Source organism: Pelagibacterium sp. 26DY04 (assembly GCF_031202305.1).
GTDB lineage: Bacteria > Pseudomonadota > Alphaproteobacteria > Rhizobiales > Devosiaceae > Pelagibacterium.
On sequence record NZ_CP101731.1, the window covers coordinates 298,683 to 321,408 of the forward strand.

A 22,726-nucleotide genomic window follows, 5' to 3' on the forward strand; every position below is an offset into this window, starting at 1 on the left:
CCGATGGGCCCGGAGAAGTGTTTTATTGGATGGGGCCGGAAACGATCTCGATCGGCCCTTGCGGATCGCGGCTCGACAGAAAGGCCGGGCGGGGCTTCGGGGCAGCAAAGGGCTCTTCGACCTTGTTCGACCAGGCGTTATAGACGAAGAACGCGTTCGAGCGCGGGAAGGGCGTGATGTTCCCGTTCGAGCCATGCATGGTGTTGCATTCGAAAAGGATCACCGTTCCGGCCTTGCCCGAGGCATATTCGATGCCGAATTTCTGGGCCAATTCGGTCAGCGCTTCCGGGCTCGGAACCCCGATCTCCTGCTTTTTGAGCGAGGATTTGTGGTTGTCCTCCGGCGTCTCCCCGGCGCAGGACACATAATGCTTGTGCGATCCGGGCATCAGCATCAGCGGGCCGTTGAGCGCGTCATTGTCGGTCAGAAGCACCGATGCGGAAATCGCGCGCATGCGCGGCATGCCGTCCTCGGCGTGCCAGGTCTCGAAATCCGAGTGCCAGTAAAATTCCTTGCCGGTAAAACCGGGCTTGTAGTTCAATCGGCTCTGGTGAAGGTAGAGATCGTCATCGAGCAGGAATTTTACCTTCCCGGCGATCCGCTCGTCTCGCGCCATGCGGTTAAAGAGCGCGCTTTCGTCCTCGAGCCGGAAAATGGTGCGCACCGCGTCCGAACCGGGCTCGGTCACCACATTGTCGGATGCGAGCTGCGCTTCGCCCGAGCGCAGGCGCCGCGATTCCTCCTGAAGCTTTGCCACCTCGGCGGGGGAAAAGACGTTCTTGAGGATCAGAAAGCCGTTCTTGTCGAATTCCTCGGTCTGGGCGCGGGTCAACGGCGCCTGCGGGCTCCATTGCCCCCAGAACACCGGGTCCTTGCGTTCGAGCCAGGCTTCCTGCGCCTGGCGGGTGGGATAGATGTCAGATCGGTCGTGAACTGCAGAGAGTGTCATTGCTTCCTCTACTCCTTGGTTCGGTTTGATTTTCCGGCTCAGGCGCTCTGCTTGAACTCTTCAGCCGGCGCGTAGGAGCCGTCCTCGCGGTGCACTTCGGTGCCGGTCACCGGCGGGTTGAAGCAGCAGGCAAGGACCAGTTCCTCGCGCGCCGTCAGCCGGTGGCGGTCGTTCTTGTCGAGCGCGTACATGACGCCGGGCTTGATCTGGTGGACCTTGCCGGTATCGAGTTCCTCGATCTCCCCATCGCCCGAAATGCAATAGACGCTTTCGAAATGATGCTTGTAGTGGAACTCGTGGCTGGTCCCGGTCGCGATGCGGGTGATGTGGAAGGAAAAGCCCATGTCGTCGCCCGCCAGCAGCAGGCGCGTGGAATCCCAACCGTCGGCCTTGACCAGCCGGTCGCCCCTGCGGGCCTCTTCGAGATCGCGAACAATCATTGTCGTCTCCTTTGTTTTTATTCGGCGGCAGCGCGAGCGTCATCCTTGGCAAGGACGGCCTCGAAAGCGTCCTCGATGATGTCGAGTCCCTTGTCGAGCAGCGCGATGTCGATGGTCAGCGGGCAGAGCACCTTGACCACCTCGTCATGGCCGCCAGAGGTCTCGATGATCAGGCCTTTTTCAAAGCACCGGGCACAGATGGCCGAAGCGGTTTCCCCAGCCTCGGTGTTGATGCCCATCATCATGCCACGGCCGCGTAGGTTCAGCCCGTAGCGGGCGGCGATCGCACCCAGCCGGGTTTTGAGGTGCTCGCCCTTGGCCTTGACCGAATTGGCGAAAGCCTCGGTATGCCAGAACTTTTCGAGTGCCACCCGGGCGGTGATGAAGGCATGATTGTTGCCCCGGAAGGTGCCGTTGTGCTCGGCCGGCTTCCAGATGTCGTGCTCGGGCTTGATCAGCGTCAAGGCGAAGGGCAGGCCCATGCCCGAGAGCGATTTGGCCTGGGTGATGATATCGGGGGACAGCCCGAATTCCTCGAACGAGAAGAACGTCCCCGTCCGACCGCACCCGGCCTGGATGTCGTCAAGGATCAGCAACGCGCCATGCTTGCGCGCGATCTGCTCGATCTTCTTGAGCCATTCGCCCGACGCGGCGTTGAGACCGCCTTCGCCCTGCACCGGCTCGACAAGGATCGCCGCTGGCGCATCGATGCCGCCAGAGGGGTCGTCCAGCATCTGCTCGAGCATGTCGGCGGTATCGACATCGGGGCCGAAATAGCCCTCGAACGGAGCGCGATAAACGCCATTGAGATCGACGCCCCCGCCATTGCGCTTGCCGGCATTGCCCGTCGCGGCCAGCGCGCCCAGCGTCATGCCGTGAAAACCATTGGTAAAGGCGATGACATTGGTGCGGCCGGTCACTTTGCGGGCGAGCTTGAGCGCAGCTTCCACCGCATTGGCCCCGGTGGGGCCGGTGAACATGAGCTTATAGTCCATGCCCCGCGGCTTGAGGACGATCTCCTCATAGGCGGCAAGGAACTGCTCCTTGGCCTGGGTGAACATGTCGAGCCCGTGAGTGATGCCGTCGGCGGTCACATAGTCCACCAGCGCGGCCTGCATGTCGGGGTCGTTATGCCCGTAATTGAGCGAGGAGCAGCCGGCGAGAAAATCGATATATTCGCGCCCGTCATGGCCAAAGATAGTCGCGCCTTTGGCCTTGTTGAAGAGTTTGGGGAAGCTGCGCGAATAGGATCGCACCTGGCTCTCGACGCGATCGAAGGTTTCATGGGTAGCAGTCATCGTGCCCTGTCTCCTTTGTGGGACGGCAGAATTGGGAATCAGCGGAAGGCGCATGGGGATGTCAGGCGGCGGACCGGACCGGCAGCGCCTCGCGCTCGAACGGTCCGATGGTCACCAGAAATTCGGTGTCGTGCTTGCCGGCGAAATGGGTGTCGCGCTTGAAATGGGCCTGGCGCGCCAGATCGGCCTCCAGCGTCTCGGCCACCGAACTGAACAGCGCCCATGAGGGCTTGTTGTCGCTGGTGATCGTTGATTGGATGCGGCGCACATCGGCGCAGACGCGCCTTGCCAGCACGGCGTTGATCAGCCGCTTGGCCAAGCCCCGTCCGCGTGCCTTTTCAGCCACGCACACCTGCCAGACGAAATAGGTGTCGGGGTGCTCGGGCGGGATATAGCCCGAAATCCAGCCCACGATTTCGCCATCCATCTCCGCGACCGCGCAAGTCGAGGCGAAATGGCTGCATTGGAGCAGATTGCAATACATCGAATTGTCGTCGAGCGACGCCGTATCGGCCACCAATTGCCATACGGCTGCGCCGTCTTCGCGCCTGGGGCTGCGAATCGTGACGGCGGCGCGCGGCCCGGCGGTCACATCGGTGTTGCTCGCTGCGGCGAGTTCCATTGGTGATTGCCTCCGTTGCGTTCGCGACAGATAGTTAGATTTATCAAACTAATTGTCAACCGCTGCAGAGGTTCCGAACCACGGTGTATCCGGCGCAATCGCCCGGATAATGGGCGCTTCAACGCTGTAAAAGATATTTTTGCGACATGTGGATTGGCTCGCGCACCATATTGCCGATTCTAAAATTAATTAGTATAATCAAAATGATTTAGTCGCTGCGCGCCTGAAGGAGGCTTGGGAGTGGGAGCAAGCGAAGGTAAGAGGATAAGCGACCTATCGCTGGAGTCAGACCGCGCCGTGCAAGCCCCGACAAAAACCGCGCTATCGGCGCTGCGCAAGATCCTGCGCAAGACCGAACTCAATTCCAAGGCGCTGATGCGCGAGACGGGTTTGACCCCGTCCCAGCTCGTCTTCCTGCAGCTCCTTGACGATGGCGCCGAGCACACCGCCGGGGCGGTGGCAGCCCGCATGGGCATCACCCAGGCAACCACCACGGCGCTGATCCATAAGCTCGAAGCCCTGGGCATGATCGTCCGCCGCAAGGGCGAGGCCGATCGCCGCCAGGTCTGGCTGAGCCTCACCGATAAGGGCCGCAAGGTGCTCGACATCGCGCCCGACGGCGCCCATGCGCAGTTTCATGCGGCGTTCTCGAAACTCGCCGAATGGGAACAGCTCATGCTGATTTCAGCGCTCGAACGCGTCGCCGACATGCTGGGCGCCGAGGACGAGGCCGCCGCCGTCCTCACCTCCGATCCTGTCCTGGCTCCCAGGGTCGAACAGGAGCATTGAGGCCTATCCGGCCGTGTTCTTTGCCCTGTCGGCCTCACGTTTGGCTTTGCTCGCCAGCCGCCGCCTTTCGGCTATCGCCTTGGCATCTTCCCCCAGATGCGCTTCGCCCCTCGCCGCCGCCAGTTCCATCTGCCTTTGCCGTTCCGCCGCCGCGGCGCGCTTTGCGGCATTCTCCTCGCCGGCGCAATGGTGGCACTGCACGCCCTCGATGAATTCGGGCCGCTCACGATCACTGGGCGTCAGCGGCTGCCGGCAAGCCCGGCACAATTGCGCGTCCCCGATTCTGAGCCCATGCCCCACCGCCACCCGCTCGTCGAAAACGAAACACTCTCCCTGCCAGAGGCTCTGATCCTCGGGCACGTTCTCGAGGTAGTTGAGGATGCCGCCTTTTAAATGAAACACCTCCTCGAACCCCTGCGAGAGCATATAGGATGACGCCTTCTCGCACCGGATGCCTCCGGTGCAGAACATTGCCACCTTCTTGTGCTTTGCCGGGTCGAGCTGGGAGGCCACATAGTCCTTGAACTCGGTGAACGTTACGGTCCCGGGGTCCTGCGCATTGGCGAACGTCCCCAGCGCCACCTCGTAATCGTTGCGCGTATCGATGACGATCACATCCTCTTGCGCGATCAGATCGTTCCAGTCCTCGGGCGCCACATAGGTGCCCACCTGCCTGCCCGGATTGGCCTCGGGGGCCCGAAGCGTCACGATCTCGGATTTGAGCCGCACCTTCATGCGGTGAAAGGGCTGGGCATCCGCGTAGGAATATTTGATCTCCGCTCCCCGGAACCGCCCGCCAAAGATGTTTCCGTCTTCCAGCCAGCCGACCAGTTCCCGCATGGCTTGGGCGCTGCCCGCCACCGTCCCGTTGATCCCCTCGGGCGCCAGCAGCAGTGTGCCCCTGATCGCGCGCGCGCAGCAGAATTCGGCCAGCGGCGCCTTGAGGTCGGCAAAGTCCGGCTGGTCGACGAATTTATAAAGGGCAACGACGGTAAAGGCATGTTCGGTCATGGCGCGTCCTCTATCACTCCCGCCGCGCCCTTGCCAGTCCGGCCCGCGAGGCGATAGGTTCCGCCGACCGTTCGGCCATCGAGGAAAAAAGAGCCATGACCTACCGTGCTTCCGATGCGCGCTACGATGCCATGCAATACCGCCGCAGCGGAAAATCGGGACTGAAGCTCCCGCTCGTTTCCCTCGGCCTGTGGCAGAATTTCGGCGGCACCCGCGACTATGATTCCGCCTTCGAAATTTTGGGCTACGCCTTTGACAATGGCATTACCCATTTCGACCTCGCCAATAATTACGGTCCGCCGCCGGGCTCGTCCGAAGAGCTGTTCGGCCAGGTCCTGGCCCGCGATTTCCGCCCCTATCGCGACGAGATCATCGTTTCCACCAAGGCCGGCTACAATATGTGGCCCGGCCCCTATGGCGAGTTCGGCTCCAAGAAATACCTGATCGCCAGCCTCGATCAGTCGCTCAAGCGCATGGGGCTCGATTATGTCGATATCTTCTATTCCCACCGCTACGATCCCGAGACCCCGCTCGAAGAAACAATGGGAGCGCTGGCCCAGGCCGTCAAACAGGGCAAGGCGCTCTATGTGGGCATCTCGTCCTACCCCGAGGAGGAAACCCGCCGCGCCCACGCGATCTTGAAGGACATGGGCGTGCCGCTCACCATCCATCAGCCATCCTATTCCATCCTCAACCGCTGGATCGAAACCGACGCGACCATCGAGGCCTGCGGCGAGCTCGGCATCGGCATCATCGCCTTTTCGCCCCTCACCCAGGGCGTGCTCTCGGGCAAATACAGCTCGGGCTCACGGGCCCACACCCGCGCGGAAAACGAAAAGGGCTCGATGCGTGAAAGCCACCTCCAGCCCCACGTGCTGGAAGCCGTCGAGCGCCTGCGCCCCATCGCCGAAAAGCGCGGCCAGTCGCTGGTGCAACTGGCGCTCTCCTGGGTTCTGCGCCGTCCCGAGATGACCTCGGCCCTGATCGGCGTGCGCAATCTCGATCAGCTCAAGGACAATCTGGGCGTCCTCAAAAACCTCTCGCTGTCGCAAGGCGAAATCGGCGCCATCGACCAGGCCGTCGAGGACGCGCTCATCGACCTCCATCCCCGCCCCACCGGCTGGCTGCGGTAAATTAAAAAAGGCGGGCCATCGAGCCCGCCTTTTAAAAAAACACTTGAAGGTCGGATCAGGCCCTGAGGCTTCCTCCGGTCGCCTTTTCCACCGCCGCGACGATCTTGCCCGACACCGCCTCGATCTCCTCGTCGGTCAGCGTCTTGTCTTTGGGCTGCAGCGTCACTTCGATCGCCACCGATTTCTTGCCCTCGCCCACATGGGCGCCGGCAAAGACGTCGAAGATCGAAACGTCGGAAATCAGCGCCTTGTCCGCGCCCCTGGCCGCCCGCAACAATCCGGCCGCTTCCACCTGGCTGTCCAGCACGAAGGCAAAGTCGCGCTTGACCGGCTGATAGGGCGAAAGCTCCAGCGCCGGCTTGGCCTTGGTCGCCTTCTGGCGCGGCTCGGGCAGCGCATCGAGATCGATCTCGAACGCCGCCACCGGCCCATCGAGGTCGAATTCGGCGGCCATGGCCGGATGGAGTTCCCCGAACCAGCCCAGGATCACCTTGGGCCCGAGCTGCACGCGTCCGCCGCGCCCCGGATGGCTCCAGTCCGCCGGTTCGGCCACCACCTGCACCTTGTCGATATCGACCCCCAGCGCATCGAGCGCGGCGGCCAGATCGGCCTTGGCGTCATAGACAGACACCTTTTCGGCCTTGCCCTGCCAATGCCGTCCGCCGCCCGCAATCCCGGCAGTCCCGGTGCGGATGCCGCTGGCATAGGTGTGCTGGCCCTCGGGCGCATCGGACAAGAAGACCTGCCCCACCTCGAACAGCGCGACATCGGCAAATCCGCGATTTCCATTGCGCGCCGCGCCCGCCAACAGCCCCGGCAGCAGCGATGGCCGCATATCGGTCATGTCGGACGCGATCGCATTGGCAAGCTTGAGCTCAGGGCTGCCGCCGCCGAACTTTTCGGCAAGCGAAGCGGAAATGAACGACCAGGTCACCGCCTCGTCCATGCCCCGCGCCGCCAGCGCCCGCCGCGCGATGCGGCGGCGGTTCTGGATCGGGGTGAGCATCTTGGGCGCCACCCCCGTAAGCCGCGGCAAGGGCTCGACGGGCACGTTGTCCACGCCCACCATGCGCATCACTTCTTCGACCAGGTCGGCCTTCATCGACACATCCGGCCGCCAGGACGGCACCGTAACGCTGACCACTTCGCCCGATCCAGCCACGCCAAAGCCCAACCGGCCAAGGATAGCCTTCACCTCATCGGGCGCGACCTGCAAGCCGGTCAGCCGCTCGATTTCGCTCAGCGGGAATTCGATGACCGTCCCCGGCGCTTCCACATGCCCGGCCACGACAACTTCCGCCGGCTCGCCGCCGCAAAGCTCCATCACCAGCTTCGTCGCCAATTCGATCCCCGGCAGAACGCTTGTCGGATCGACAGTGCGCTCGAAGCGGTAGCGAGCATCGGAATTGATCCCCGTCTTGCGCCCCGCCGCCGCGATCGCGCCCGGCTCGAACCAGGCGCATTCGATGAACACATTGGTGGTTTGTTCGGTCGAACCCGTCTCTTCCCCGCCCATGATGCCGCCAAGGCCGAGCACCTTTTCGTCATCGGCGATGACGCAGATGGTTTCATCGACCTGATAGGTCTTGCCATCGAGCGCCAGAAGGCTCTCGCCCGCCCGCCCCATGCGCGCGCCCACATTGCCCTTGAGCTTGTCGGCGTCGAAAACGTGCAGCGGCCGCGCGCGGTCGAGCGAAACCAGATTGGTGATGTCGACCAGCGCATTGATCGGGCGCAATCCCACGGCCCGCAACCGGTCAGCCAGCCATTGGGGGGAGGGGCCATTCTTGACGTTCCTGACCAACCGCCCGGCAAACATCTTGCACACCGCGCCATCCACGAACACATCGATGGGCGAAGCCCCCGCCGTCGCCGGCACGGTTTCGATCGCCTCATCCTTGAGCGTCCCCAGCCCCGCTGCCGCCAGGTCCCGGGCAATGCCGCGCACCCCGGCACAGTCGCCGCGATTGGGGGTGAGCCCGATATCGATCACCACCTCGTCGATGCCCGCATAGTCGGGGTAGGGCACCCCGATCGGGGCATCCTCGGGCAATTCGATGATCCCGTCATGGTCTTCGGAAAGCTCGAGCTCGGCCGCCGAACACAGCATGCCGTTCGACACCTGCCCGCGGATATTGCCTTTGCCGATGGTGATGTCCTTGCCCGGAATATAGGTGCCCGGCGCGGCAAACACCGATTTGAGCCCGGTCCGCGCATTTGGCGCCCCGCACACCACGTCGATCAGTTCGCCCGTGCCGGCATCGACCTTGCAGACCCTGAGCTTGTCGGCATTGGGGTGCTGGGTGGCGGAAACCACATGCGCGACAACGAACCCCTTGAGCGCGGCGCCGGTATCGGTCACCTCTTCGACCTCGAGCCCGATCATCGTCAGCTTCTCGACGATCTGATCGGTCGAGGCGGTGGTTTCCAGATGCTCCTTGAGCCAGGACAGCGTGAATTTCATCTTGGGTCCCTATCCAGCACTTCAATCAGCTTGAAGCGCTCGCAAACTAATTTCATGTCGCCGCGCCACCCGCCATTGCGGGAGAAAAAGGCGATGTGTCCTTCACGCCAGGCTTCATACGGGCCTTCGCCCTCCGCCTCGGCAAATTCCTTGGTGACCGCGTCGAACGGCACGATCTCGACCTCGGTGGTCTCGATCACACAGGCCGGTCGGCCCGCCCCGTCCAGCACTACATCGCGCCGCCCCACTTCGGGTAGCGGCTCGCCATCCACCTCATGGTCGCGCAGCGCCCCGCAGGTCGCGGTCTTGGTGCCCGCCAGAACCAGCGCGAGCAATTCGTCCGCCAGTTCAGGGCTGTCCCCGAAGGCGAAGCTGTGCGCATCGGCGTAGCGGGCGGGCAGTTCTGCCATGCTCACGTGCCCGTCTCGCTCACGTCTACCCTTCTCCCCTGGTGGGAGAAGGTGGATCGCCCGCAGGGCGAGACGGATGAGGGGGGCGCTGAGACTGCCCCAACTGTCACGCTTGTGTTTGCCATGGTCAGTTCGACAGGCCCCCGAACAGCGTCGGCAAATCGAACGGCCGGAACCCGTAATGATCCAGCCAGCGCTTGTCGGCATCAAAGAACGCGCGCAGATCCGGCATGCCGTATTTGAGCATGGCCAGCCGATCGATCCCCATGCCCCAGGCAAAGCCCTGATAAACGTCCGGGTCGAGCCCGGCATTGGTGATCACATTGGGATGTACCATGCCGCAGCCCAAAATCTCCAGCCAGTCATTGCCCTCGCCGATCTTCACTTCATTGCCCGAGCGGTCGCATTGCACGTCCACTTCCATGGAGGGCTCGGTGAAGGGGAAAAAGCTCGGCCGGAACCGGGTCTTGACGCTTTCGACCTCGAAGAAGGCCTTGAGGAACTCTTCCAGCACCCAGCGCAACTGCCCGATATGGGAACCCTTGTCGATCACCAGCCCCTCGACCTGATGGAACATCGGCGTATGGGTCTGATCGCTGTCATTGCGATAAGTGCGTCCGGGGATCACAACACGGATCGGCGGTTCCTGCGCCGCGCTCATCCATTTGGCCGGCACCTTCTCATTGGTCTGCTTCATCACCCGCACCTGCACGGGCGAAGTGTGCGTGCGCAAAAGCTTGCGGTTCCCATCCGCGTCGGGCTGGAAAAAGAAGGTGTCATGCATCTCGCGAGCCGGATGGCCCTCGGGGAAATTGAGCGCGGTGAAATTGTAATAGTCGGTTTCGATATCCGGCCCCTCGGCGATCGCGAACCCCATGTCCGAAAAGATCGCCGTGATCTCGTCGATCACCTGGCTCACCGGATGAACGCGGCCGGTCGCGGTGGGGGCGGGGCGCAGCGGCAGGGTGACGTCAACCTTCTCGCTCGCCAGGCGTTTTTCCAGCGCCTCGGCGGCGAGCGCCACCCGGCGTTCCTCGATCGCCGCGGCGATCTCGGTCTTGAGCCCGTTGATCGCCGGGCCCTTCTCCTTGCGCTCGTCGGGGCTCATCTGCCCCAGCGTGGCCAGCAGGGCGGAAATCGAGCCCTTCTTGCCCAAGGCGGCAATACGAACCGCTTCGAGCGCTGTTTCATCACCCGCTTCGGCAATCGCCGCGCGGATCGAGGTCGAAAGGGCGTTAAGGTCGGACATCTATTTCTCTTGGCATCAAGGTGGCGGGCGAAGCGGTAGCAAACGAAAAAGCCCCGCGCCACCCCAAAAGGAATGGCGCAAGGCTTTTGATTTTTCGGCCTCAGAAAGGCTGCTGGGGCGCTTTCAGAAAAAGTGGCTGCCACTTTTTCGGTTCGGAAGCGCGGCCAACAAGGAACGCGAAAGCGCCGATTAGGCGGAAATGCGCTCTGCGGTGGTCGCTTCGATTTCGCCCAGATAGGCGAGGGCGTCCTTGGCCTTGACGACCAGCGCTTCGAAAGCAGCCGGTTCGTGCACGGCCAGATCGGCCAGGACCTTGCGGTCGACAGCAACCTCAGCCTTGCTGAGGCCGTCGATAAATCGACCATAGGTCAGCCCATGGCTGCGCACGGCGGCGTTGATGCGCTGGATCCACAGGGCGCGGAAATTGCGCTTCTTCTGCTTGCGGTCGCGGTAGGCGTACTGGCCGGCCTTTTCGACGGCCTGCACGGCGGAGCGGTAGGTCGTGGCGCGGCGGCCGTAATAGCCCTTCGCAGCCTTCAAAACCTTCTTGTGACGAGCGTGGGCGGTAACGCCTCTTTTTACGCGGGACATCTGTTAATCCTTAAGTCTGGCTGCTTAGCGGTCGTACGGCATGTACTTCTTGACAATCTTGGCATCCGGCTCGGAAAGCGTGGAGGTGCCGCGATTGCTGCGGATGTACTTGGCGTTGTGGCTGATCAGGCGGTGGCGCTTGCCGGCGGGGCCGGCCAGAACCTTGCCGGTTCCGGTGACCTTGAAGCGCTTCTTGGCGCCAGACTTGGTCTTCATCTTGGGCATTTTGCGGTCTTCCTTGTTGGTCTTCTTTGCAGTGGCTCTTATGGGTTTGTCGCGCTTCCGAACCGCAAAAGTGGTATCCACTTTTTGCTGGAAACGCTCCCAGGGAGCTTCCCGCTTTCATGAACCGCCTCGGCATGCCTTTTGGCCGGGCGGCTCGGTTGAAGCGCGCCAAAAATGGGAAAACCACTTTCGGGCGCGGCATGAAAAAACTCTGCGCGACCCGTAAAGGCCGACCAGAGAAGCCGGCTGTATAAGGAAACGGGGGCCCATTGGCAAGTCGATTCCGTCTCCCGCGTCACAACGGCGCCACTTTAACCGCTTCCCAAGAGCCGTCCTTTGGTTAAAGTCGCGCCCATGTTCGAGATCTCCCGCCGCCGATTCCTCACCCTTTCCGCCCTTGGAGCCTCAGCGACGGCGCTGGCCGCCTGTTCGGGCTCGGTCATCATGACCACCGAACGCGCCGAGCCTGTATCGAGCGTTTCGATCGCCGATGCCACCGCCCAGCTCAACGCCATGCGCGCCGAGCGCGGCCTGCCGCTCTTGTCCCACAACGCTGTCCTTCAGGACGTGGCCGAGGAACAGGCGCGGCTGATGGCCGACAATGCCAATGTCGCCCACACCGCGGCCCCCGAACAGACGCTCCACACCCGCCTGCGCCGGGCCGGCTTCCTGGGCGCTGCGGGCGAAAACCTCGCCGGCGGCCCGCCGACGCTTGCCACCGCCATCGATGGCTGGCTCAAATCGCCCTCCCACCACCGCACCATGGTCAATCCCGATTACGTGCAGTTCGGCATCGCCATCGAGCGCGGCCGCTCCACGACCTACAATACCTATGGCACCTATTGGGCGCTGCTCATGGGCATCCGCACCCCGGACATGGCCTGATCAGAGCCGCGCCGCCTGGGTGAACCCTGCATCGAACCACTGGGCGACCGGCCCCGACATTCCATCGCCCAGGCTGCGGATTTGTTGGGCCAGCCATATGTCCACGCCGTCGTTGGGGAGGGGCAGCTCGATTTCCAGCCTTTCGGTCAGCGCTGCGATCGCGCGTTCGCCATCGGATGCCTGCGCGATCGCCGCCGCAACGCAGCCGGCGAAAAACCCGGCCTGCTCGGCAAGTGGAAACCACACCGATCCGTCCTGCCGCTCGGGCTGGCTCAGCGCCTCGATGATCTCCGCATCTGCATCCCCGCCGCCCAGCACCAGCCGGAGCTGATCGGCGAGCCGCGCTTCAAATCCCGCTGCGATCATCGCTGTCGTATAGCGCTGGCACGCGCTACGCCCACCGGGCTCGCGTTCGAGCGCATCGGTAATCGCCACCGGACCGGCTTCGAACGCAGCGGCCGCGCTCTCGAGCGCACTGATTTCCCCCAGCGCTTCGGTGGCCCCCATCCACGCAGTGGCATCCTGCGCATAGGCGGTTGATCCAGCCAGCGAGGCGCCGAGCACCAGGGAAAACAGTTTCGAGCGAACCATGGATACGCCTCCGGTCAATCGGTCGCAGCACCGACATAATCTTATGTGCACGCTAACGTCCCGATGACAGCGTTGCGAGGGGTAAAATGCACAAGACGGTTTCGGCTTTTCTGGTCTTTGCCGCCATGGTGCTTCCGGCTCACGCCCAGGATTACCCCTTCCAGGGGTTTGCCACCGACATCACCATGAATACGCTTCATTCGACGATGCTGAACGCCACGATTCAGTCCTCGCTCGATGACGCCGCCTCGGCCCCCGCCGCACCGGTCGATCCGAATCTCACGGTCTATACCGCGACCCCTGATGTGAGCGCCCGCGCCCAGGAGCAGTTCATCGCTTTTGTAGAAGAAACGTCGGGCACGTTGGGCGCCGATGCCGTGCGCAAGCAATTTGCCAAGCGCTCCCCCGTCGAAAGCTGGGCCGAACTCGTCGCCACCGACGGTCTGCGGCCCGGCGATGCCGCCGATGCCATCGCCGGCTATTGGGCGCTCAACTGGATCATCGCCAACCGCGCTCATGAAGAGACTTTCCCTGTTGCTCCCATCGCCGAACAGGTGCGGGCTTCTCTTGCCGCCGACGGCCAGTGGGCCGGCCTCGCGGACGCCCAAAAGCAGGAGATTTCGGAAGTCCTGATGATGAATTTCCTGCTCCAGCAGGCCGTCTATTCCGATGCGTTGATGACCGGAAATATGGAAATGATGGGCGCGCTGAGCCAAGCAGCGGTCACCCGCTTCCAGAACGACATGGGGGTCGATTTGCGCGCCATCGTTCCCAGTTCCTCGGGCTTTGTCAGCCGCTAGTCGGGCCGGAAGGAGATCCTCTCCTTTGTAATCCCCTTGGGCAGATGCGCCAGATGATCGAATGCATTGCGCACGCCGCGTCCCAATCGGGGCAGGGTGCGGATGAAAAAGTTCCGCACCGGATGCCGCCGGGCGAAAACATGCCGGCTCCGCTCGCTGTTGAGGTTGCTCAGGCCGACCCCTCGCGCCCGCTTGTCTGCATCGATATTGCCATACTGGATGCATAAGGCGGGATCGCTGTGATAGCGGACCAACCCTTTATAACGCATTCCGTCATAGAGGGCTCGGTCTCCCCCAAGCGCATGCGCGCGGGAATCGTCCAGCATCAAGCGTGCCGCCCTTTCTCCGGTCACATAGCCGGACCGCCCCGAGAGGGTCGACCGGAAAGGGCGCAACGCAATCGCCGGTCCCACCGTCCGCACCGCAGGCAGCAGGCGGATCTTCCGGCTGGAGCGCTCGAAGCGCAAAAGGTCGAATTCGACATCATCGAGGTTTGCCAGAAAGTCCGGCAGCGAGGCGGAAAGCAGCCCATCATCCTCGAGGACAACAGCCCGCGGCTGCCCAGCGTCCAGCATGGCCCGCCAGGCCTTCTCGTGGCTGAGCGAGCACGCCAGTTGATTGGGCCGTCTATAGAAGGGCTTCGTCTCGTCGCAATAGCGCGCCAGGTCCTCCGCCGGAATATCGGCGGGCGTCACCGCCTCTATCCGCGTTGCGGTAAGCCCCAGCCGCGCGAATTGCTCATCCATGAAGTCGCGCCTGTCGGTGCGGCTGGCGAGGTTGATGTAATAGATGGGTATGGGCAAGGCGTGTTTCCGTTGGCGCGGTTGCGCGTTATCTACACCCTTGGGCAAGGTTTTGTCCAAAGCTTGCCCCCCGCGCGCAATCGCGCCAAAGTCCGGCCAAACTAGAATCGCGCGCGCTCCGGCGCCCAGAGGAAGCCCGCCATGCATCTCGTCCTCGTCGACGGCTCGTCCTTCATCTTCCGCGCCTATCACGCGCTGCCGCCCCTGACGCGCAAGTCCGATGGCCTGCCGGTGGGCGCGGTCTCCGGCTTTTGCAATATGATCAATAAGCTCTTCGAGGATTTGAAGGGCGAGAACGAACCCACCCATTTCGCGGTGATCTTCGACCATTCGGCCAAAAGCTTCCGCAACGATCTTTACGATCAGTACAAGGCCCACCGCCCCGAAGCGCCAGAGGATCTGGTCCCGCAATTTCCCCTGACCCGCGCCGCCACCCGCGCCTTCTGCCTGCCCTCCATCGAGCAGGAAGGCTATGAGGCCGACGACATCATCGCCACCTATGCCTGCCAGATGCGCGATCGCGGCGGCAAGGTCACCATCGTTTCCTCCGACAAGGATCTTATGCAACTGATCGATGACGATCACGTGCAGATGCTCGATACCATCGCCCGCCCCGGCCAGCCGCCGCTGCGTTGGATGGGGCCAGACGAGGTGATGAAGAAATTCGGCGTCACCCCCGACAAGGTGGTCGACGTCCAGGCGCTGTGCGGCGATCCGGTCGATAACGTCCCCGGCATCCCCGGCATCGGCATCAAGACCGCCGCGCTGCTCATCAACGAATATGGCGACCTCGAAACCCTTCTCGCCCGCGCCGGCGAGATCAAGCAGCAAAAGCGCCGCGAATCGATCATCGAGAACGCCGAACTGGCCCGCATCTCGCGCAAGCTCGTCGAACTCGATTGCAACACGCCCGTCGAAACCCCGCTCGACGATCTCATCCGCCAGCCGCTCGAACCCAAAACGCTGATCCCGTTTTTAAAGGCCATGGAGTTCACCTCCATCACCCGGCGGCTCTCCAACCTGCTCGAAATCGATCCCGACGATTTCGAAGCCGATCCCGAGCTCGCCGCCAGAGGCGCCTCCATTCCCGGCGCCGTTGATCCCTCATCCAGCGAGCCCCCGGCCCAGGGTCCCGAGGCGCACGCCGAAAAGGTGCTCGAAGCCATCCGCGCCATCCCCTGCAAGCACGAGGATTACGAAATCGTGCGCGATGCCGACCAGTTGGCCGGCTGGATCGCCCGCATCTACGAAGCCGGCCATGTGGCCGTCGATACCGAAACCACCAGCCTCGACAACCAGGCCGCCGATCTCGTCGGCATCTGCCTTGCCACCGAACCGGGCCGCGCCTGCTACCTGCCGCTGGCCCACGTCACCGGCGCCGACGATCTGCTGGGCGGCGGCCGCGCCGAGGGCCAGATGGATTTCCGACTGGCGCTGGAGATGCTCAAGCCCGTCCTCGAAGACGCATCGATTTTGAAGATCGGCCAGAACGTCAAATACGATCTGGGCATCTTTGCGCGATACGGCATCACCATGGCGCCCATCGACGATACGCTGCTGATGAGCTACGCGCTCGATGGCGCCCGCAACAACGGCATGGATGCGCTGGCGGAAAAATATCTCTCCCACACCTGCATCAAGTTCACCGACCTTGCCGGCACGGGCAAGAACCAGCTCACCTTCGACAGGATCGACATCGAAGCCGCCGCCAAATATGCCGCCGAGGATGCCGACATCACCCTTCGGCTCTGGCATATCCTCAAGCCCCGCCTCGTCGCCCAGGGCGTCACCACCGTTTATGAAACCCTCGACCGTCCGCTGACCCCGGTTCTCGCCCGCATGGAGGGGCGCGGCATATCGGTCGATCGCCAGATCCTCTCGCGCCTTTCGGGCGATTTCGCCCAGCGTGCCGGCGCGCTCGAAGAGCAGGCGCACGAGCTGGCCGGCGAGCGTTTCAACCTCGGCTCCCCCAAGCAGCTGGGCGATATCCTTTTTGGCCGCATGGGGCTCGAAGGCGGCACCAAAACCAAGACCGGCGCCTGGGCCACCGGCGCCTCGGTGCTCGACGATCTCGCCGCCCAAGGCATCCCGCTCGCCCAGACCATTCTCGATTGGCGCGGCGTCACCAAGCTCAAATCCACCTACACCGACGCGCTCCCCGGCTATATGAACGCGCGCACCGGGCGCGTGCACACCTCATACAGCCAGGCTTCGGTCGCCACCGGGCGCCTGTCCTCGACCGACCCCAACCTGCAAAACATCCCCATTCGCACCGAGGATGGCCGCAAGATCCGCATGGCCTTCATCCCCGCGCCGGGCAATCTTTTGATTTCCGCCGACTATTCCCAGATCGAGCTGCGCGTCCTCGCCCACATCGCCGATATCGATGCTCTAAAGGACGCGTTCGAAGAGGGCTTGGACATTCACGCCATGACGGCGTCCGAAATGTTCAATGTGCCCATCGAAGGCATGGACCCCATGATCCGCCGCCGCGCCAAGGCCATCAATTTCGGCATCATCTACGGCATTTCCGCCTTCGGTCTCGCCAACCAGCTCGGCATCGCCCGATCGGAGGCCGGCGAATACATCAAGACCTATTTCGCCCGCTTCCCCGGCATTCAGGATTACATGAACGAACAGCGCCGCATCGTTAAGGCGCAGGGGTACGTCTCGACCATTTTCGGCCGCAAGATCCCGTTCGAAAACGTAAATACCAAAAACCCCTCCGAACGCGCCTTCATCGAACGCGCCTCCATCAACGCCCCCATCCAGGGCTCGGCAGCCGACATCATCCGCCGCGCCATGATCCGCATGGAAAAGGTTCTCGCGGCTGAAAACGTCCAGGCCGACATGCTCCTCCAGGTCCACGACGAACTGGTCTTCGAAGCCCCGGCCGACAAGGCCGAAGTGGCCATCCCGGTCATCAAGCGCGTGATGGAAGGCGCGGCGGAACCGGCATTGAGGTTGTCAGTGCCGCTGCAGGTGGACGCGAAAGCGGCGGAAAACTGGGAAGCCGCGCATTAAGGAGGATGTCTTGCGCCTTACAGATGGGCAACTCAACTTCGCAAAGAGACACCTCGAAAGATTCGATGACTCAGATTTTTTTCCACGTTTCGACGAATGGGATGCAGTTTGGCAAGATTGGGACAATTTTAGAGGCCGTCTCACCGCTTCTAATATTGGGAAACTACCTTTATCAGCAGCCCTTTCCATGCCGGTGGCAAAAGGATGGTCAGCTATCGCGTGGTGCACCAACTCGAACCGATCACATCTTTAATTTACATTTCATTAGTTCACGCTGTGGCGCCGGCGCTAGAAGCGGCGAGAGCAACTAATGAAACCGCGTGTTCGCACCGTTATTTGCCCGACGATGGCGCTTTCTTTTCGGGAGGTGCTGGCTACGAGAGCTTTAGGCGACGTTCGTATGAGCTTGCGGAACGGTACGATTATGGCGCTTCGATCGACATTGCCGACTTCTACAATCAAATATATTCGCATCGTGTTCGAGGATCAATCGAGGCGGCGAGCGCCGAACTCACAGGAATTGCAAAAGACCTAGAAACGGTCATTCATGCTATCAACTCGCAAGCATCTAAAGGAATTCCAGTAGGAAATGATGCCAGTGCCATCCTCGCCGAAGGAATATTAATTGACGTTGATCAACTAATTTCGCGCAGCGGCCTTGATCATACGCGATACGTCGATGATATCCGTATATTCGCTGATAGTCCGCAGCATCTCTTAAGCGCTATCGAAACTATTTCAGAATACTTGTATGATCATCATAGACTGCATCTGAATTCGAGCAAAACCAAGCTGCTCGATATAGAGAATTTCGTCAGCGTGGTGATGCAAGATCATATGGATGCGGAATCAGAGGCGGCCATGAATAGGTTGAATCTGATAGATCCCTACGGTGAGGAGGAGCTAGGCGAGAACGATGTGCCGGATGAGGAGGTCTTGGAAGAAATTGGTCAAATAATAAGAAAAAAATATGCTGAGGATGGATTTGTTGATTTAAACCTTATCAAGGCATTTGTTAGAAGGTGCAGATTATTGCGGTCGTGTGCCTTCGTCGAAGTTGCTATAGAGAATATCCATCCATTTATACCGGCGATCCATGAATTGTGCCGCGCCATTGAAGCTGCAGCAGACCAACATGGCCCCGATGCTGTGAAGGGGCTAATTGCTACGATTAGAAGCTCGCCCCACTATCAGCGCAAAGCAGTCAAGATGTGGCTCGATTGGACCTGCGCCGGGCACGCTGAATTTATTCGTGATCACAGCATTCGTGATGACGTATTTAGTGGAAATGTACGAACTCAAGCTCGCGCCGCATTAGTGTCTCGCGATCTGGCCTGGGTTAGAGCGCAACGGGGAACGTTTATTCACTTACCGCCCACCCAACGCTCGGCTGTCTTAATGTCAATGCAGTTGTTGGGACAGGATGAACGACGCGTGCTTTTGGGTCATATCGACGAGTCTAACGGTTCCCCTGTTGATGTTGCTATCAAGAGGTGGCTGATCGCCCGCTAGGGTACTGTCCAACGGTTCTTCACTGCCCATGCTCCGATCCATTCCACCCTTCACCACCCTTCCCCCCACCCCCAAACACCTTCGCCGCCCCCGCCACGGCCTGTCCCACATAAATCACCAGCGCGCACCCGATCGGCGTGCCCACTTCGGCCACCAACGTCCCGCTCAAAAACACCAGTGACAGCGCCCCGGCCTCTGTAACATGCGCCTGCGTCAAAAGCGCCGTCACCGCGCCGCCGAACACCAGCCCCACCCCTGTGCCGGTCCAAAGATAAGGCGGCATCCGCGTCACCTCGCGATGCACCAGCAGCGCCAGCAGCCAGGCGAGCAGCCCGTATTCGATCCCCCGGATCAGCGACACGGTTTCGATGGGGATGAGGTTTGCCGTCTGCGGCGCGTCGATCAGTTCGGCCACAAGTTTCTGCAGCGCCTTGGCCGCCGCCAGCGCCAAGGGAGCGCAAAGCGCGGCAACCAGCCCGGCCAGAACCCGCCGCGCCCGGCCCACGGCAATGGCGATGGCCACGCCCGAGCACACCAGCGCCACCCAGCTCACCGTTTGCGCCGTTTCCACTGCTATCGCCAGTCCCGGCCACGGCCCGCCGGACAGGTTTCGGGCGATGACGATAAGCACCTGCATCAAAAGCCCCAGCCCGATGCCCAAAACGGCAACGGTCCCGATCCGTTGCAGCGTGCGCCGGGCCGCCGCGGCCTCCCGGGTCGGGGGCAGGGGGTGTATGGGGTCCGGGACGGTGGCTTGGCCCATCCTCTCCTCCATTTCCGCACCTTTGCGCGGAAGGCAGCCGGTCCGGTGCGTTGGCCGGCCGGAGCGGATCATACGCCCCCGGGATCAAACCGCGAAGCGCTTTGGGAGCATCGCGTCACCCTCTCGAAAAAACTTATCCCCGCCCCCAATCACCTGCCGTAACTTTCCCTCACGGCCGCACCGGGGCAAGGGATGCATACGAACTTCCTGGTGAGGGCAAGAGTGGGGAAGGGGGAAGCGGGGGTCCGGGCCTAGGATCACTCAGGTCTCCAGGCGCCTCTCTCTGTCCGTTGGCCGGTTCGAGGGAATGGCGGGTCGCCGCCATTCGGGACGGACTGCGTGGACCAGGTCTGACACCGAAGGTCATCCGTAAGTCGCTGGTGGCAAGTCAACTGGCCATCAAAAATCGCCGAAGCCCACCAGAAAGGGCGTGTTGACGGCGAGGGCGCTGGGAAAGGGGAAAAAAGGGTAAGCTCCCCGGGTTGCGCATCTCCGAGATCCAAAAATCCTCGGATGCATGGGGCGATGGTGGCTTCATATTATAAAAACATAATGCGAGGCGATCATCGCCCCATGCCTGCCCACCTTAAGCAAAACCCTCCGGCCAAAGGCCGGAGGGCGAAAGCGGCTGTCTTGAGAAATCAGGCTGGCTGCTGCGCCGCGCCCGGCTGCTCTCCATCGGCCCGCTTGGCCGGCGGAAAGGCCAGCGCCATCGCCGCGGCGGCCACGCCAACGGCGGCCGAGGCGATATAGAGCCAGTGATAGCTTCCGAACGTGTCGTAGAGCCATCCCCCGCCCACCGGCCCGAACGCCATGCCGATCGAGGAGGTCATGGTCGCCGCCCCCAGGACGGTGCCCATCACATGCGGCCCGAAATAGTCGCGGGCCAGAACGGCATAGAGCGGCATCACCCCGCCATAGGCCATGCCCAACACCACGGCCAGCATGTAGAAATCGGTGAGCTGGGTCACATAGATATAGGTGTAGATCCCGATCGCCTGCAGCGCCAGCCCGGCGATCAGCACCTTTTTGACCCCCAGCCGGTCCGCCGCGATCCCGAAGAACAGCCGCCCGAACAGCCCGGCAACGCCTTCGACGCTATAGATCGAGGCCGCCGCCAGCGCCGGCACCCCGCACAGCATGGCATAGCTCACCGTGTGGAAGATCGGCCCCGAATGGGCCGCGCAGCAGAGGAAGAACGTTGCGGCCAGCACCACGAATTGCGGCGTCCTGAGCGCCGCGCTCGCCCGGCTCGGCTGCGGCTCCTGCGGCGCCACATCCACGCCCGTTTGCGGCTGCGCCTCGGCAATCTCCTGCGGCGCCTTGCGGATCAGAAAGCTCGCCGGCACCAGCAGCACGGTGGCGGCAATCGCCGTCATCGTCATCGCGCTGCGCCAGCCATAGATCTCGATCAGAAGGCTCGCAAACGGGGTGATCACCATCGGCGCCACACCCGCGCCGATGGACACCAGCGATACGGCAAGGCTGCGATGCTTGTCGAACCAGCCCACCGTCGTCGCCATGATCGGCGCAAAGAACGCGCCGCCCGCCAGCCCCACCAGCCCGCCATAGGCGAGCTGGAACACCAGAAGGTCTCTCGATTGGCTGGCGATCAGGAGCCCGATCCCGAGGATCACCGCCGCGATCAGCACCACAGGCCGCGCCCCTATCCTGTCGGTCAGCGTGCCCCATCCGAAACCAGCCACACCCATGACGACGAACCCAACGGTCATCGCCATGGAAATCCCGGCCCGTGTCCATCCCGTCTCCTCGGCAATGGGCGCCAGATAGACCGGCAGGGCAAACAGCGCCCCCATCGCCACGCAAGTGATCAGCGCTCCGGCCGCAACAATCACCCATCCGTAATGCAATCTGTTCATCGCAAGGCCCCTCCATGTGACCTTTCGATAAGACGCGTGGCCATCGCCCATTCCGACAGGGGTGCGGAAAAAAATCTGTCCACTCGACCCATTTTGCGCCGATACTCACCCAACCGATAGAGGCAAACAGGGGGAAGATTGTGAGGACCACAAGCGTTTCGCAGGACAATGCCCGTTTCGGATATGGAGAAGGCGGCACCATCATCGAAATCGCCGATCCCCTGCCTCCCCGATATTGGGATCACCCCGCCAATGCCTGGTCACCCCTCCTGACTTCCCGCATCCCCGGCCTGGAAGGTGTCGCCATCAAATATGAAGGCGGTCATCTCAGCGGTTCGTTCAAGGACCGCATCATGGCCGCGACGCTGGGCGAGTTGCTGGCCCGCGAGCCTCACTGCCCCGGCGTCGTGGTCCCCTCGAGCGGCAATGCCGCCGTCTCCGCCGCTGCGCTCTGCGCCCGCGCCGCCCTGCCCATGGTCGCCATCGTCCCCGCCGCCACCCCGCAGGAGCGCATTTTGCCGGTCCTTGCCCGTGGCGCGCTCGTGGCGCGCTTCGGGGAAGGCCCCAGCCAATCCTACGCCCTGGCCGATGAGCTTGGCCAAACCCTGGGCTTTTTTCGCCTCTATTCCACCTTCGCTTCACCCTGGGCCGAATGGGGCTGCCGCTCTCTGGGCCGCGAAATCGCCGCACAGACCCGGAGCGTGGCCCGTCTCGTCGCCCCGGTGAGCGCCGGCCCGGTCCTGATCGGCACGGCCAACGGCCTACGAGAGGCAGGGCGCGATCTTCCCCCGCTTGTCGCCGTCCAGGCCGCCGGCTGCGCCCCCATCGCCGCCGCCTTTGCCAGTGGCGCCAATGAAGTGTCCCCCTGGGACAGCCCCGTCGAAACCGCCGCCGCCGCCATAGCCGATCGCCTGGCGGGATATCCGCAGGACGGCACGCGGGTGCTTGAGGCCGTGCGCGAGAGCGGCGGCAGCGCAGAAGCCGTAACCGATGCGGAATTGGCCGAGGCCCGCGCGGCGCTGTTTGCCTATGACGGCATCGATGCGGAGTTTTCCGCCTGTGCGGGCATTGCCTGGTTGCGCCGTCCCCAGACGCCAAAGCTCGAAGGCACCGTCTGCATCGCCACCGCATCTGGCTTCAAGCACACCTTCGCCGGCGACGTTCCGCCCGCGCCCGCCGCCCCGTCGCCTCTCCGGCACCGGCTCGAAAGCGTCTTGGCCGGGCTTCCCCAACCCGCCATCCTGCTCGGCTGACTCGTCTTGCCTTTGCCTGCCGGTCAGCTAGGGA

General features: G+C 62.5%; 21 protein-coding genes. 7 read left to right on the forward strand and 14 right to left on the reverse strand.

The window, feature by feature from the left end; translation table 11 throughout:
* Nucleotides 1–22: 22 nt before the first annotated feature.
* From thpD to ectA, 4 genes are all read right to left on the reverse strand, one after another.
* The gene (gene thpD / locus NO932_RS01400) at nt 23–949 is read right to left on the reverse strand and encodes an ectoine hydroxylase (RefSeq protein ID WP_309163162.1); all 927 of its coding nucleotides are present in this window, start codon (nt 947–949) and stop codon (nt 23–25) included.
* 38 nt (nt 950–987) lie between these two features.
* Nucleotides 988–1,389: an ectoine synthase gene (locus tag NO932_RS01405; RefSeq protein ID WP_309209241.1), complete on the reverse strand. Its 402-nt coding sequence runs from the start codon at nt 1,387–1,389 to the stop codon at nt 988–990.
* 17 nt (nt 1,390–1,406) lie between these two features.
* On the reverse strand, nt 1,407–2,687 hold the full coding sequence (gene ectB, locus NO932_RS01410; RefSeq protein ID WP_309209243.1) for a diaminobutyrate--2-oxoglutarate transaminase: 1,281 nt from the start codon (nt 2,685–2,687) through the stop codon (nt 1,407–1,409).
* Nucleotides 2,688–2,748: 61 nt separating this feature from the next.
* Complete coding sequence (gene ectA / locus NO932_RS01415) at nt 2,749–3,309, reverse strand: diaminobutyrate acetyltransferase (protein WP_309209244.1); 561 nt, start codon at nt 3,307–3,309, stop codon at nt 2,749–2,751.
* Nucleotides 3,310–3,606: 297 nt separating this feature from the next.
* Here ectA and NO932_RS01420 point away from each other — a divergent pair, with 297 nt between their 5' ends.
* Complete coding sequence (locus NO932_RS01420) at nt 3,607–4,098, forward strand: MarR family winged helix-turn-helix transcriptional regulator (protein ID WP_309209245.1); 492 nt, start codon at nt 3,607–3,609, stop codon at nt 4,096–4,098.
* Nucleotides 4,099–4,101: 3 nt separating this feature from the next.
* On the opposite strand, the gene NO932_RS01425 is transcribed toward NO932_RS01420, so the two are convergent.
* A complete protein-coding gene (locus NO932_RS01425) occupies nt 4,102–5,109 on the reverse strand; it encodes a rhodanese-related sulfurtransferase (RefSeq protein WP_309209246.1) in 1,008 nt (335 codons plus the stop codon).
* A 95-nt stretch (nt 5,110–5,204) separates the two neighbouring features.
* Between NO932_RS01425 and NO932_RS01430 the strand changes: the two genes are divergently transcribed.
* Nucleotides 5,205–6,242 carry an aldo/keto reductase gene (locus tag NO932_RS01430; RefSeq protein WP_309209247.1) on the forward strand — a complete coding sequence of 346 codons (1,038 nt, stop codon included), beginning with the start codon at nt 5,205–5,207 and terminating at the stop codon, nt 6,240–6,242.
* 55 nt (nt 6,243–6,297) lie between these two features.
* Here NO932_RS01430 and pheT read toward each other — a convergent pair whose 3' ends face one another.
* The 5 genes from pheT to rpmI form a co-directional block, all read right to left on the reverse strand.
* A complete protein-coding gene (gene pheT / locus NO932_RS01435; protein WP_309209248.1) occupies nt 6,298–8,706 on the reverse strand; it encodes a phenylalanine--tRNA ligase subunit beta in 2,409 nt (802 codons plus the stop codon).
* Entirely contained in the window at nt 8,703–9,116 is a 414-nt protein-coding gene (locus tag NO932_RS01440; protein WP_309209249.1) for an ASCH domain-containing protein, read from the reverse strand. The genes pheT and NO932_RS01440 overlap by 4 nt, the downstream gene beginning before the upstream one ends.
* Nucleotides 9,117–9,243: 127 nt before the next feature.
* Nucleotides 9,244–10,365, reverse strand: a complete 1,122-nt coding sequence (gene pheS / locus NO932_RS01445) for a phenylalanine--tRNA ligase subunit alpha (RefSeq protein WP_309209250.1) — start codon at nt 10,363–10,365, stop codon at nt 9,244–9,246.
* Between the two features lie 189 nt (nt 10,366–10,554).
* Entirely contained in the window at nt 10,555–10,956 is a 402-nt protein-coding gene (rplT, locus tag NO932_RS01450) for a 50S ribosomal protein L20 (RefSeq protein ID WP_309163150.1), read from the reverse strand.
* 24 nt (nt 10,957–10,980) lie between these two features.
* Nucleotides 10,981–11,181, reverse strand: coding sequence for a 50S ribosomal protein L35 (gene rpmI, locus NO932_RS01455; protein WP_309163674.1), 201 nt, complete (start codon nt 11,179–11,181; stop codon nt 10,981–10,983).
* Nucleotides 11,182–11,535: 354 nt separating this feature from the next.
* Here rpmI and NO932_RS01460 point away from each other — a divergent pair, with 354 nt between their 5' ends.
* Complete coding sequence (locus NO932_RS01460; protein ID WP_309209252.1) at nt 11,536–12,066, forward strand: CAP domain-containing protein; 531 nt, start codon at nt 11,536–11,538, stop codon at nt 12,064–12,066.
* Here NO932_RS01460 and NO932_RS01465 read toward each other — a convergent pair whose 3' ends face one another.
* Complete coding sequence (locus NO932_RS01465; RefSeq protein WP_309209253.1) at nt 12,067–12,657, reverse strand: hypothetical protein; 591 nt, start codon at nt 12,655–12,657, stop codon at nt 12,067–12,069.
* Between the two features lie 86 nt (nt 12,658–12,743).
* Here NO932_RS01465 and NO932_RS01470 point away from each other — a divergent pair, with 86 nt between their 5' ends.
* Nucleotides 12,744–13,457, forward strand: a complete 714-nt coding sequence (locus NO932_RS01470) for a DUF6683 family protein (RefSeq protein WP_309209255.1) — start codon at nt 12,744–12,746, stop codon at nt 13,455–13,457.
* Here NO932_RS01470 and NO932_RS01475 read toward each other — a convergent pair.
* Complete coding sequence (locus tag NO932_RS01475; RefSeq protein ID WP_309209256.1) at nt 13,454–14,260, reverse strand: glycosyltransferase family 25 protein; 807 nt, start codon at nt 14,258–14,260, stop codon at nt 13,454–13,456. The two genes, NO932_RS01470 and NO932_RS01475, sit on opposite strands and share 4 nt — an antisense overlap.
* A gap of 141 nt (nt 14,261–14,401) precedes the next feature.
* Between NO932_RS01475 and polA the strand changes: the two genes are divergently transcribed.
* The gene (polA, locus tag NO932_RS01480; protein WP_309209257.1) at nt 14,402–17,284 is read left to right on the forward strand and encodes a DNA polymerase I; all 2,883 of its coding nucleotides are present in this window, start codon (nt 14,402–14,404) and stop codon (nt 17,282–17,284) included.
* Between the two features lie 204 nt (nt 17,285–17,488).
* Nucleotides 17,489–18,796 (forward strand): RNA-directed DNA polymerase, encoded by a 1,308-nt coding sequence (locus NO932_RS01485; protein WP_309209258.1) that lies wholly within the window; start codon nt 17,489–17,491, stop codon nt 18,794–18,796.
* 19 nt (nt 18,797–18,815) lie between these two features.
* Here NO932_RS01485 and NO932_RS01490 read toward each other — a convergent pair whose 3' ends face one another.
* Together NO932_RS01490 and NO932_RS01495 are read right to left on the reverse strand one after the other, a co-directional pair.
* Entirely contained in the window at nt 18,816–19,559 is a 744-nt protein-coding gene (locus tag NO932_RS01490; RefSeq protein ID WP_309209259.1) for a hypothetical protein, read from the reverse strand.
* Nucleotides 19,560–20,200: 641 nt separating this feature from the next.
* Nucleotides 20,201–21,439 carry an MFS transporter gene (locus tag NO932_RS01495; protein ID WP_309209260.1) on the reverse strand — a complete coding sequence of 413 codons (1,239 nt, stop codon included), beginning with the start codon at nt 21,437–21,439 and terminating at the stop codon, nt 20,201–20,203.
* A gap of 140 nt (nt 21,440–21,579) precedes the next feature.
* On the opposite strand from NO932_RS01495, the gene NO932_RS01500 reads away from it, so the two are divergent.
* Nucleotides 21,580–22,692: a pyridoxal-phosphate dependent enzyme gene (locus tag NO932_RS01500; protein WP_309209261.1), complete on the forward strand. Its 1,113-nt coding sequence runs from the start codon at nt 21,580–21,582 to the stop codon at nt 22,690–22,692.
* Nucleotides 22,693–22,726: the final 34 nt, after the last annotated feature.